Raw genomic sequence first — 11456 nt, forward strand, 5'->3', positions numbered from 1 at the left:
ATCTGCGGCCGAAAAGGAGCACAGTGCGCGATTCGAAACGGTCAGCCGGCGGCGGGAGGGGTCTGCTTCGACTCGGCGAGCTCGTCGACGACGAGACCCCGCTGCTCGATCGTGCCGTTGCGGTAGGCCTGACGCCCGACCATGTGCGCGGACAGGGGCGCGGTCGCGAACTGCATGAGCACCACGGGGGCCACGAGCACGAGGCCGAACAGCACACCGCCGACGGACCGCTGCGACAGCGCGATCGCCACGCAGATCAGCAGCAGCCCGAGCACCTGCGGCTTCGTCGCGGCGTGCAGTCGCGTGGGCACGTCGCGGAAGTGCAGGAGTCCCACGGAGGCGGAGAGGCAGAGGATCGCCCCGAGCAGGATGAGCACGAGCACCGCCACGTCGACGACGGCATCAGGGATCATCAGACCGAACACGTTCATGGTGTCGTGTTGTCCCTTCTCGCGACGAACCGGGCGACCGCGATCGATCCGAACACACCGACCGCCGCGATGATGAGGAGCACGGGGATGTTGCGGGTGTGGCCGTTGATGGCCATCTCGGCGCCGAGCACGCACATGACCTCGGTCAGCAGCACGTCGGCGGCGACGGCACGGTCGAGGATCGACGGACCGCGCACGATGCGGATGACGGCGAGGATCGCGGCCACGCCGAACACGGCGAGGATGATGAGGAGCAGGGTGTTCATCGGGCACCGCCGATCGTCGCGGGGTCGATGCGGCCGGCACGTTCGTCGGCCTTGAGCGCCCGGTACTGGGTCGGATTGCCGAGTGCCCGGACGATGCGCTTCTCCCAGCCGAGCACGCCCTGCCGCTGCTTCTCGACGTCCTCCCGGCTGCGCACGCCGATCACGTGCAGGTAGAGGATCCCGCGGTCGCGGTCGGCCTCGACCACCAGGGAGCCCGGGATGAGCGACGACACCACGGCGACGTGCGTCATGACGAGGTCGTCGGCATAGCGGAGCGGCACCGCGATGATGGCGGTGCCGGGCTGCCGGCGGAAGTCGAACACCTGCACGGTCACCGAGAGCGCGCCACGGAGGATCGCGAAGAGGAACTGCACGACGAACAGCGCGCCGTACCAGAGGTTGATGCGCCCGGAGAGCTCGACCGTGGGCAGGCGGAACACCCGCGTCACGAAGATCGCCACCACGAGTCCCGTGAGGAAGGAGAGCACCGTGAACTGGGCCCACAGCAGCATCCACAGCACGATCAGCCAGGCGAGGAACGGCAGCTGCATGCCGATGTCCCGCCAGACGCTCTTGGTCTCGGGGCTCATCCCTCCACCTCGTCTTCCAGCTGGACGAGGTTGACCGGCTGCAGCAGGCCCGCCCCGATACGGTCGCACAGAGCGTACAGCGGTCCGGCGAAGATCGTCAGGGCCACCGTCACGGTGACCATCCCGGCAGTGGCCACGGTCATGATCTTGGGGATGTGCCGGCGCTCCTGCTGCTCATCCGCGGCGGGGGCTCCGGTGAGGTACGAGATGCGCCCCTCGGTCTCGGTCGAGTCCTCCTCCTCACGCCAGAACGCGAGGTTCCAGGCCCTCATGAGCGCGTAGAGGGTGAGCAGCGACGTGATGATGCCGCCGAAGATGAGCACGATCATGAGCGGCGTGCCCACGGACGCGGCCGCTTCGAACAGGGCGAACTTGCCGATGAACCCGGAGAACGGCGGCAGACCACCGAGGTTGATCGCCGGGATGAAGTACAGCAGGGCGATCACGGGAGCGATCTTGAGCAGACCCTTGACCCGGAGGATGGAGGTGCTGCCGGCCCGACGTTCGATGAGTCCCACCGCGAGGAACAGGGTGGTCTGCACGACGATGTGGTGGACGATGTAGTACACGGTCGCGCCGATCGCCGCCGGGGTCGCGATCGCGAGACCGAAGATCATGTAGCCGACGTGGCTGACGAGCGTGAACGACAGGATCCGTTTGAGCTCGGCCTGCGCGACGGCGCCGAGGACCCCGACGATCATCGTCGCCAGCGCGATGATGAGCAGCAGCGTGTCGATGCTGTTCGAGGCGAAGAGCTGCGTCTCCGTCCGGATCAGCGCGTACACGCCGACCTTGGTCAGCAGGCCGGCGAACACGGCGGTCACCGGCGCGGGGGCCGTCGGGTAGGAGTCGGGCAGCCAGAACGACACGGGGAAGATCGCGGCCTTGATCCCGAAGGCGACCACGAGCATGAGGTGCAGCACGAGCTGCGTGTCCTGCGGCAGCTCCGCCATCCGCTCGGCGATCTGGGCCATGTTGACCGTGCCGAGGGCGCCGTAGATCATCGCGATCGACGCGAGGAACAGGATCGACGAGACGAGCGAGACGACGATGTAGACCGCGCCGGTGCGGATGCGCGACTCCGTGCTGCCCAGGGTGATCAGCACGTACGAGGCCACGAGGAGGATCTCGAACCCGACGTACAGGTTGAACAGGTCGCCGGCGATGAAGGCGTTGAAGATGCCGGCGGCGAGGATCAGGTACGAGGGGTTGAAGATCGAGATCGGGGTCTCGTCCGGCCCGTCGGCCACGCCCTGACCGATGGAGAAGAGGAGGACCGCGAGCAGCACCACGCTGGAGACGAGCACCAGGAGCGCGGCGAGACGGTCGACGTAGAGGACGATGCCGAACGGCACCGGCCACCCGCCCACCGAGACCGCCAGCGGGGAGCCCGCGTCGACGACGACGAGCAGCACCGCCGCGATGACGGACACGACCGCGAGTGTCGCGACGGTGACGAACACCTGCAGGCGCGCATTGCGACCGAAGACCAGGGTGATCGCCGCACCGAGGAGCGGCAGGGCGACGAGGAGCGGGACGAGCGTGGTCATGGCCTGCCCTCCCCGTCTGTCGTGTCGTCGTCCCGGTCTGCAGCGCCGTCGGCGGCACCGTCGGGTTCGGGCTCCGGCTCGGGGACGAAGGGCGCGTCGTACGGCGCGTCATCGTGGATCGCCGGGTTGTCGCGCATGTGCAGGACGGTGATCGGAGCGGTCTGCACGCCCACGAAGTCGGTGGTGGCGTCGTCGTCGCCCGACTCGGACTCGTCGTCCATGAGGTCTTCGTCGGCGTCGGTGCGCTCGCGCAGCGCGATGTCGGCCTCGTCGTCCTCGACCGTGTCCGCCTGGCCGAGCTGCCACGACCGGTAGATGAGCGCGAGCAGGAACGCGGAGACCGCGAACGTGATGACGATGGCGGTGAGCGTCAGGGCCTGCGGCAGCGGGTCGCTCAGGTCGCCCTCGGTGCCGAAGAACGGCGCGTTGCCCGGCACGCCCATCACGATGAGCAGCAGGAGGTTCGTGGCGTTGCCGAGCAGGAGGAAACCGATGAGGACGCGGGTGAGGCTGCGCTCCAGCATCGCGTACACGCCGCACGCGAAGAGCACGGCCATGATCGCGATGAGGGCCAGCGAGACGTCCATCAGCCGTTCCCCCCTGCCCGCGAGGAGAAGTCGACGGCGACGCCCGCGCCGGTGCGCTGTGCCGCCTGCCGGTCCACTTCCGCACCGAGACTGCGGAGCACGTCGAGGACGAGTCCGATCACGACGAGGTAGACGCCGATGTCGAAGATCGTCGAGGTGACGAACTCCATGTGTCCGATGCCGGGGATCTCCCACTCCCAGAAGGTGCTGGTGAGCGGCGCGAGGCCGAAGAACAGCGGCACGACCGCGGTGCCCACGGCGAGGATCAGACCCGTGCCGAGGAGGCGACCGGCATCGGTCGGCGCCGCAGCGCCCAGCTCCCAGCGCCCTCCCGCGATGTAGCGCATGACGAGCGCCATGCCGGCGACGAGCCCGCCCGCGAAGCCGCCGCCGGGGAGGTTGTGCCCGGCGAAGAGCAGGAAGATCGACACGACGATGATCGTGTGGAACAGGATGCGGACGATGACCTCGAGCAGGATCGACCGGTTCTCGGGCTTCATCTTCTGGCCGCCGACGAGCCAGGCGCGCGGCGCCGAGCGGTTCTCCGCGGTCTGGAAGCGCACACCGTCCGTGGTCTCCACGAGTGGCCGACTGCGCGCGGACTTCCGCACCGAGCGGGGCAGGGTCTTCGTGGCGGCAAGGAGATCGGCGCGGTGCGTGACGAACACGAGTGAGGCGACACCGGTCGCGGCGAGCACGAGCCCGGAGAGCTCGCCCATCGTGTCCCAGCCGCGGAGGTCGACGAGCGCCACGTTGACCACGTTCTTGCCGTGGCCGATCTCGTACGCGATCTCCGGGAAGATCGCCGAGATCGGGTCCGCCACGCGGGACTGGGTCGCGACGACGGCGACGAACGCCATGGTGAGGCCGACGCCGATGCCGAGGAGAGCGCGCGGGATGCGGCTCACGGAGGCGTTGTGCTCGCCCATGCGCGCCGGCAGTCGGCGCAGGACGAGCGCGAAGGTCACCATCGTCACCGTCTCGACGAGGATCTGGGTGAGCGCGAGATCCGGTGCCCCGCTGGTGGCGAAGAGCACGACCATGCCCAGACCGGTGACCGAGGCGAGCACGACGCCGGTGTAGCGCTTGCGCGCACGCACCGCCACGACGCCGGCGACGGCCATGATCGGGGCGACGGCGAGCTGGGCCGGCGTGTGCCACAGCGAGAGCTGGTAGCGGTCGATGTCGCTCGCCACCAGCGCGGTGACCTCGGCGGCGACGAAGACGACGAAAATCGTCCCCACGTAGACGGGCAGCGAGCCGCGCTGGGTGAGCGTCGTGCTCAGCACCGAGAGCCTGTCGATGCCGCGCATCACCACGTAATAGGCGTCGGCGGCGGTGAACGGCAGCAGGCGGGGGCGGCGGTCCCACCCGGTCCGGCGCGTGAGCAGGAAGAGTCCGATGCCGAGCAGGATCGACAGGATCGAGATGCCGAGAGCGGGCTCGAGGCCGTGCCAGAGGGCGAGGTGACCAGGTCCCTCGACGGCTGCCCCCTCGTGGTCGAGTCCCGGGGTCGCGGTCAGCGCATACGGCTGCAGGGCGACGTCGAGGGCCGGGGCGCCGATACCCGCGGCGAGCGTCACTCCGGCGAGGATGATCGGCGCGGAGAGGAAACCCACCGGGGGGTCGGGCCAGACCGTGTCCGGCTGCCGCTGTCCCTCGGCATCGCGCTTGGTCCAGAACGCGCCCCAGAGGAAGCGCACGCCGTATGCCGCAGTGAGCATGGATCCGAGAGCGACGCCGATCAGGGCGACGAGGCCCCACACCGAGCCGCCGAGGGCGTCGTCCAGGAGCGCCGTGAGCGTCGATTCCTTCGCCACGAATCCGATGGTCGGGGCCACGCCGGCCATCGACGCCACGGCGATGAACGCGGTCGTGGCCATGACCGGTGCCTGGCGGCCGACGCCGGAGAGCTCGGTCACGTCACGGGTGGACAGCTGCCGGTCGATCACGCCGACGATGAGGAACAGCGCCGACTTGAACAGCGCGTGCCCGATCACGAGGGCGATGCCGGCGAGCGCCGCCGCCTGCGTGCCGTAGCCGACGACGACCGCGAAGAAGCCGAGCTGGCTCACGGTGCCGAACGCGAGCACGCGCTTGAGGTCGGTCTCCCGCAGCGCCTGGATGCCGCCGAGCAGCATGGTGAGGATGCCGAGCGTGAGCACGATCGGCCGCCACGTCGGGCTGAAGGCGAAGATGGGCGCGAAGCGGGCGATGAGGTAGATGCCGGCCTTCACCATGGCCGCGGCGTGCAGGTAGGCGCTGACCGGGGTGGGGGCCGCCATGGCGCCGGGCAGCCAGAAGTGGAAGGGGAACAGCGCCGACTTGCTGATGGCGCCGATCAGGAGCATGACGATCGCCGCATCGACGATCGGGCCGGTCGGCGCGATGGCGAGGATCTCCCGGATGCTCGACGTCCCGGTGTCGACGACGAGCAGCACGACGCCGACGAACATCACCAGTCCGCCCAGGGTGGTCACGAGGAGCGCCTGCAGCGCGGCGCGTCGGCTGGCGGCACGGCGGCGGTAGTGACCGATGAGGAGGTAGGAGAGGATGCTCGTGGCCTCCCAGAACATCACGAGCATCACGAGGTCGTCGGTGAGGACCAGACCGTACATCGCCCCCGCGAACGCGAGGAGGACGCCCGCGAACTGCCCGATGCCGGCGGCCTCGTCGTGGAAGTACCAGCGGCAGTAGAGGAGCACCAGCGCGCCGACGCCCGTGACGATGAGCGTGAGGACCCACCCGAGGACGTCCATGTTCATGGACAGGTTCAGTCCGAGCTGCGGGATCCACGGCACGGAGACGAACGGCACGGGGCCGTCGAGCACCTGCGGCGTGAGCACGAGTGCATGCACGAACGCGGCGGCCGGAACGAGGGCGGCGACGGCGAAAGCCTGAGCTCCCAGCCAGCGCACCAGGACGGGCATCAAGAGCGACCCGAGAAGGAACACCGCGAGGAGCATCAGCATATACGCGGCTCCTCGGGGCTCGTCGGCCGTGTGGCTCAGGCGGGCGGTCTCCGTACAGTTTACCGGGCCGAGGCGCCTGTCGGCCCCGCGAGCTTCGAGATCGCGTGTCAGAGTGGTCGCATGCGGCGGGTCTGGGGGCGCGAGCTGGCGGGGTGGGCGGCCGCGCTGGCGCTGGCGCTCCTCGCCGTGGGACACCTGGCGACGTCACCCCGATCGCTCCTGATGTTCGACGACGGGGACTCGCTGATCGTTGCCCTCGTCGGCCGATCGATCCTGGATGGGGGTGGGGGCGACTGGGCGCTGTCCAGCGTGCTCTTCCTGCCCGAGATCGCGGTGTTCACGGCCCTCGATGCCGTGCTGCCGTTCGACGTGAACGGCGTGCTGGCGGTCAATGCGGTCGTGAACGTGCTCGCGCTCTACGGGGCGATCCGGCTCGTCGCCGGGCGGTGCGTCGAGGGTCGCGCACCGGTCGCCTGGTCGGTCGGCGCCCTCGCCGTGTTCTGTCTCCTCATCGTCACGGAGTCCTCGCCGTCCCGCGACGCGCTCGAACTCGCATCGCTGGTGCTGACGACGACGTACTACTCCGCGACCGTCGTGGGCGTGTTGCTCGCCGTCGGCCTGTGTCGGCGTTTCCTCGATCGCCCCCGCAAGGGTGCGGCACTGCCCGTGTCTCTGGGGATGGTCGCGACGGTGGCGACCCTCAGCAATCCGCTGTTCGCCGCTTGGGCCGCGGTGCCCCTCTCCCTCGTCCTGGGCGGCCTCTGTCTCACCACGCTCGCGGTCCGGCGCCGGGGTCTCGCGCTGATCGCCGCGCTGGTCGGGGGCAGCATTCTCGGCTTCCTCGGTCGCATTCCCTTCTCGGCATGGATCGCGAACTCCGGCGCGGGCTACATCCAGCCCGCGGAATGGATCCACTCCGCCGCGTGCTACGCCGGCCTCGCGATCGATCGGCTGTCGTCCCCCGGCGGGGTGCTCGGCACGGTCGCCGTCCTGGCGCTGACGCTGCTCGCGGTCGTGCGGACGGCCCACGCGTCGGACGCCGGTGACCGCCTGGTGGCCACGGCCGCCTGGGCGCTCCCGCTCATCGTGCTCGTCGGCGGCATCGCGGCGGGGACGCACGCGGCGCGATACCTGCAGCCGCTCGTCTTCGCCCCGATCCTGGCTCTCCTCACCGTGCCGCGCGTCCGGACGCGGCGAGCCACGCTGACGCGGGTCGTCTCCGCCGTCGTCGCCATCGCCCTTCTCGTCGGTGGCGCCGCGTCCGTACCCCGCATCGTGCAGGCGGCGAGCGCTCCCGACCCCGACCTCGCCTGCGTCACGGACTGGGTGGACTCGTCGGGGCGCACCGGGGCAGGACAGTTCTGGACCGTGCGGCTGCCGAAGCTGCACGCGACCGACCCGGCCCGGCTCGTGCAGGTCGACCACGAGCTCCACGGGTACGCGTGGCTGGTGGACCGCCGCGACTTCGCGGCGGGTGAGGTGTCGTTCCTCGTCGAGGACGCGCAGACGGTGGCGTGGAACCTGCCGACCGCCGCGACGCCCACGGACGTCGTCGCGTGCGGGCGCTACCGCATCCTCGACTACGCGCCGGCGACGCTTCCCCTCGGGCCAGCGCGTTCCTGACCGGTGCGCGCGGTCAGCGCGACGGAGGCGGCGCGGTCGTGGTGCCGGCGCGGAAGACGCAGTGCAGGTCCTGCGTGATGCCCGGCTCACCGCGCAGCATCCTGGCGACCTGCTCTCCCGCCGCCCTCCCCTTCTCGACCGCCGGCTGCACACTCGTGGTGAGGGTGAGATCGCCGAGGCCATCGAGGGGGATGCCGTCGAAACCCGCGACCGAGAGGTCTTCGGGAACGCGGAGTCCGAGCTCCTCCGCGGCGCGGATCACACCGACGGCCAGCAGGTCGCTCTGCGCGAGCACCGCGGTCGGGCGGGTGTCGGGATCCGTGAGCAGCATCCGCCCGACGAGGATGCCCTCGTCGATGAGGCTGCCCGAGGCCGAGATCGCCGGTGCGTCGGGGAAGACCTCCCGCATGCCGGCGAGGCGGTCGACCGTCACGTCGACGGTGGCGTGGGCCAGACGCTCCGGCGTGATGAGGGTGCGCTCGCGCTCGGCGTCCAGCGACAGCGTGACGAGCGCGACGTCCCGGTGTCCGAGGTCGCGCACGTGCCGGGCGATCTCGGCGGAGGCGGCGACGTTGTCCAGGGTGATGCGCGGGACGTCGAGCCCCGCGTCCCCCTCGATGACGACGACCGGGAGACCCCGTCCGCGCACGATCTCCAGGGACGCGCGGGTGCGCCCCGAGCAGCCGATGAGCACCACCGCGTCGACGGGGGCGCTCGCGATGGCCGAGCCGTCCTCGCCCGGCTCGTCGCGCATGAGGAGGATCCCGGCGCTGAGGTCGGCCAGGCCGTCGGTGAGGCCGTCCATCATCGCGGTCGTCACCGGGTCGAGGAAGGCAGCGCGCAGATGTCCCTCGAGGACCACCGCCACGATGCCGCTGCGCCCGCGACGGAGAGAGGCGGCGCGCGGGTCGGGCCCCGTGTAGCCGAGGTCGGTCGCGGCGGCGAGCACCCGGTCGCGGGTGGCGGGTGCGACCTTGGCCTTGCCGCTGAACACGACGGACGCGGTCGAGGTGGCGACCCCCGCCTCGCGAGCCACATCGGCGATCGTGGGCCGGCGCGGCGTCTCCCTGGTCATACTCCGAGGATAGCCCGGTTCGGTCACGCAAGGTCGAATCGATTCGATAGGCTGTTCGCCATGGACACCGCCCTCACCCGCTCGCAGTTCGTGCGCTGGCGCACCGCGATCTTCGCCATCTTCCTCGCCAGCGGACTCTCGATCGCGACCTGGGCCTCCCGCGTGCCCGGGATCAAAGAGGCGCTCGACCTCGACAACGCGCAGGTCGGCCTGATCCTCCTGGGCATGGGCGTCGCGTCCATCCTCGGCATCTCGACCAGCCCCGCCGTCATGGCGCGGACCGGTGCGCGGCGCGGCATGCTCCTTGCGATGCTCACGTTCGCCTCGGGCATCGCCCTCGTCGGCCTCGGCGCGACCGTCTTCGGGTCGGTGCCTGTCGTCCTCATCGGCATGGTGCTCTTCGGCTTCGGCAACGGCTGCGTCGACGTGATGATGAACGTCGAGGCCACCGCCATCGAACAGCAGATGGGCCGCACGATCCTGCCGGTCTTCCACGCGTTCTTCAGTTTCGGCACCGTGCTCGGCGCCGGCATCGGCGCCCTCGCCGCGGCCCTCAAGGTCGACGTCGGCACGCACGCGGTGTCGATGGGCGTCCTCATCGCCGTGATCGCCGTCGTCTGCTTCTTCCAGGTGCCCGTGCGCGAGGCCGCGCTCGACCCCGAGGACCACGAGAAGCCCCCGTTCCGCCAGCGCATGCACACCGCGCTCGAGGCCTGGCGCGAACCGCGCACGTATCTGCTGGGAACCGTCATGCTCGGCATGTCCTTCGCGGAGGGCGGCGCCAACGACTGGATCGCCCTGGGCACCGAGCAGGGACACGGCTTCGCGGAGGGCACAGGCGCCGTCGCCCTGGCGGTGTTCTCCGTCGGCATGACGGTGGTGCGCCTCTTCGGTGGACCGCTGGTCGACCGCTTCGGCCGGGTGCTGGTGCTGCGCATCCTGGCCGCGACCGCCGCCACCGGAATCCTGCTGTTCATCCTCGCGCCCACGCTGCCGCTGGTCCTCGTCGGCGCAGCGCTGTGGGGCATCGGCGCGTCGCTCGGCTTCCCCCTCGGCATGTCGGCCGCGGCGGACGATCCGGCCAAGGCCGCCGCACGGGTGAGCGCAGCCGCGACCATCGGCTACGTGGCCTTCCTCGGGGGCCCGCCGGTGCTCGGGGTCATCAGCGAGCACATCGGACTTCTCAACACGCTCTTCATCCTCGTCGCACTCGTGGTGCTCTCGGGGCTGTTCTCCGGCGCCGCCCGACCGCTCCGCGCGGAGGAGAAGGCTCCGGCGGTTCCGACCGTCGAGCGCTGACTCAGTCCTCGACCCCGCGGACGAGCGCGGCCGCGTGCGACCGGCTGCGCGCGCCGAGCTTGGTGAGGACGTTCGAGACGTGCGTCTTCACCGTCGGGACGGAGATCCGCAGGCGCGCGGCGAGCTGGGCGTTCGACCACCCCTGCAGGATCCCGTCGAGGACGTCGCGCTCCCGGGGCGTCAGCTCCGGCAGCGCGAACGTCGTCATCGGCGCCGGCTCCGGGGTGGACGCCGCCACCGCGGCGAGCGCGCGGCGTGTGACCCGCGGATCCAGCGCTCCCTCTCCGGCGGCGACAGCACGCACCGCCTGGACGAGAGTCGGTGCGTCGACCGTCTTCAGGAGGAATCCGACCGCTCCCGCCCGGATCGCCGCGAGCACGAGCTCGTCCTCGTCGAAGCTCGTCAGGACGAGCACATCCCCCAGTCCGCGCTCGACGATCTCGCGGGTGGCCGAGACCCCGTCGCGTCCCGGCATGCGCAGATCCATGAGGACGACATCCGGCCGGAGCGCTGCGGCGTTGCGCACGGCCACCTCGCCGTCGGCGGCCTCCCCGACGACCGTGATGTCGTGCGTCTCCAGCATGATGCGCAGGCCGGCCCGGATCGCGCCGTGGTCGTCGGCGAGCAGCACGGTCGGTGCGGTCATGCCCGGCCCCCCACCGGCAGTCGCGCCTCGACCAGCCAGCCGTCGGGTTCCGCACCGGCCCGGAACGTCCCGCCCAGCGCGGTGATGCGCTCGCGAAGCATCTGCAGCCCCCACCCCTCGCCGCCTTGCCCGGCGGTGACGGTCGGCGCGCCGCCTCGCGACCGCACCGTCACGTGCGCCTGACCGTCGACAGGGCCGATGGCCACGTCGACCACGGCGCCGTTCGCATGGCGGACGCAGTTCCCCAACGCCTCACGCACCACCCGCACGACCGCCTGCTCTCCGCCGCCGCCGAGCGCAACCGGATCCTCGACGGCGAGGCGCACGTCCAAGCCCGAGCGTCGGGCCTCCGCGGCGAGGCCCTCGAGGTCGGCCCATCCCGGGGTCGGCGCGAGCGCCCCGTCGCCGCGAGATCGG

The 11456-nt window shown here is 70.8% G+C and carries 11 protein-coding genes; 2 read left to right on the forward strand and 9 right to left on the reverse strand.

Annotated features, from left to right (window positions below):
• Positions 1-41 precede the first annotated feature (41 nt).
• From mnhG to D8M34_RS15230, 6 genes are read right to left on the reverse strand one after another with little or no spacing between them, the layout of a single operon-like run.
• Positions 42-431 (reverse strand): monovalent cation/H(+) antiporter subunit G, encoded by a 390-nt coding sequence (gene mnhG, locus D8M34_RS15205; protein WP_025105197.1) that lies wholly within the window; start codon positions 429-431, stop codon positions 42-44.
• A complete protein-coding gene (locus tag D8M34_RS15210) occupies positions 428-697 on the reverse strand; it encodes a monovalent cation/H+ antiporter complex subunit F (RefSeq protein WP_025105196.1) in 270 nt (89 codons plus the stop codon). The genes mnhG and D8M34_RS15210 overlap by 4 nt, the downstream gene beginning before the upstream one ends.
• The gene (locus D8M34_RS15215) at positions 694-1287 is read right to left on the reverse strand and encodes a Na+/H+ antiporter subunit E (RefSeq protein ID WP_062637626.1); all 594 of its coding nucleotides are present in this window, start codon (positions 1285-1287) and stop codon (positions 694-696) included. The genes D8M34_RS15210 and D8M34_RS15215 overlap by 4 nt, the downstream gene beginning before the upstream one ends.
• Entirely contained in the window at positions 1284-2837 is a 1554-nt protein-coding gene (locus D8M34_RS15220; protein WP_062766066.1) for a Na+/H+ antiporter subunit D, read from the reverse strand. Before D8M34_RS15220 ends, D8M34_RS15215 begins: the two co-directional genes overlap by 4 nt.
• Positions 2834-3424, reverse strand: a complete 591-nt coding sequence (locus D8M34_RS15225; protein WP_025105193.1) for a Na(+)/H(+) antiporter subunit C — start codon at positions 3422-3424, stop codon at positions 2834-2836. The genes D8M34_RS15220 and D8M34_RS15225 overlap by 4 nt, the downstream gene beginning before the upstream one ends.
• The gene (locus D8M34_RS15230; RefSeq protein WP_126894401.1) at positions 3424-6396 is read right to left on the reverse strand and encodes a Na+/H+ antiporter subunit A; all 2973 of its coding nucleotides are present in this window, start codon (positions 6394-6396) and stop codon (positions 3424-3426) included. The genes D8M34_RS15225 and D8M34_RS15230 overlap by 1 nt, the downstream gene beginning before the upstream one ends.
• Before the next feature lie 120 nt (positions 6397-6516).
• Here D8M34_RS15230 and D8M34_RS15235 point away from each other — a divergent pair, with 120 nt between their 5' ends.
• A complete protein-coding gene (locus D8M34_RS15235) occupies positions 6517-8019 on the forward strand; it encodes a hypothetical protein (protein WP_126894402.1) in 1503 nt (500 codons plus the stop codon).
• 13 nt (positions 8020-8032) lie between these two features.
• On the opposite strand, the gene D8M34_RS15240 is transcribed toward D8M34_RS15235, so the two are convergent.
• The gene (locus tag D8M34_RS15240; RefSeq protein ID WP_025105190.1) at positions 8033-9094 is read right to left on the reverse strand and encodes a LacI family DNA-binding transcriptional regulator; all 1062 of its coding nucleotides are present in this window, start codon (positions 9092-9094) and stop codon (positions 8033-8035) included.
• A 60-nt stretch (positions 9095-9154) separates the two neighbouring features.
• On the opposite strand from D8M34_RS15240, the gene D8M34_RS15245 reads away from it, so the two are divergent.
• Entirely contained in the window at positions 9155-10393 is a 1239-nt protein-coding gene (locus D8M34_RS15245; RefSeq protein ID WP_126894403.1) for an MFS transporter, read from the forward strand.
• 1 nt (position 10394) lies between these two features.
• Here D8M34_RS15245 and D8M34_RS15250 read toward each other — a convergent pair whose 3' ends face one another.
• Together D8M34_RS15250 and D8M34_RS19025 are read right to left on the reverse strand one after the other, a co-directional pair.
• Positions 10395-11039 (reverse strand): response regulator, encoded by a 645-nt coding sequence (locus tag D8M34_RS15250; protein ID WP_025105188.1) that lies wholly within the window; start codon positions 11037-11039, stop codon positions 10395-10397.
• Positions 11036-11456, reverse strand: a 421-nt coding sequence (locus D8M34_RS19025) for a sensor histidine kinase (RefSeq protein ID WP_342343180.1), incomplete at its 5' end; no start/stop codon positions are given. The genes D8M34_RS15250 and D8M34_RS19025, both read right to left, overlap by 4 nt.

The organism is Microbacterium sp. HSID17254, from assembly GCF_003989315.1.
GTDB lineage: Bacteria > Actinomycetota > Actinomycetes > Actinomycetales > Microbacteriaceae > Microbacterium.

Excerpts from the sequence above, each read along its gene's own strand:
- D8M34_RS15250 (WP_025105188.1), bottom strand. The coding sequence starts at position 11,039 with ATGACCGCACCGACCGTGCTGCTCGCCGACGACCACGGCGCGATCCGG.
- D8M34_RS15245 (WP_126894403.1), top strand. The coding sequence starts at position 9,155 with ATGGACACCGCCCTCACCCGCTCGCAGTTCGTGCGCTGGCGCACCGCG.
- D8M34_RS15235 (WP_126894402.1), top strand. The coding sequence starts at position 6,517 with ATGCGGCGGGTCTGGGGGCGCGAGCTGGCGGGGTGGGCGGCCGCGCTG.
- D8M34_RS15220 (WP_062766066.1), bottom strand. The coding sequence starts at position 2,837 with ATGACCACGCTCGTCCCGCTCCTCGTCGCCCTGCCGCTCCTCGGTGCG.
- mnhG (WP_025105197.1), bottom strand. The coding sequence starts at position 431 with ATGAACGTGTTCGGTCTGATGATCCCTGATGCCGTCGTCGACGTGGCG.
- D8M34_RS15210 (WP_025105196.1), bottom strand. The coding sequence starts at position 697 with ATGAACACCCTGCTCCTCATCATCCTCGCCGTGTTCGGCGTGGCCGCG.
- D8M34_RS15230 (WP_126894401.1), bottom strand. The coding sequence starts at position 6,396 with ATGCTGATGCTCCTCGCGGTGTTCCTTCTCGGGTCGCTCTTGATGCCC.
- D8M34_RS15225 (WP_025105193.1), bottom strand. The coding sequence starts at position 3,424 with ATGGACGTCTCGCTGGCCCTCATCGCGATCATGGCCGTGCTCTTCGCG.
- D8M34_RS15215 (WP_062637626.1), bottom strand. The coding sequence starts at position 1,287 with ATGAGCCCCGAGACCAAGAGCGTCTGGCGGGACATCGGCATGCAGCTG.
- D8M34_RS15240 (WP_025105190.1), bottom strand. The coding sequence starts at position 9,094 with ATGACCAGGGAGACGCCGCGCCGGCCCACGATCGCCGATGTGGCTCGC.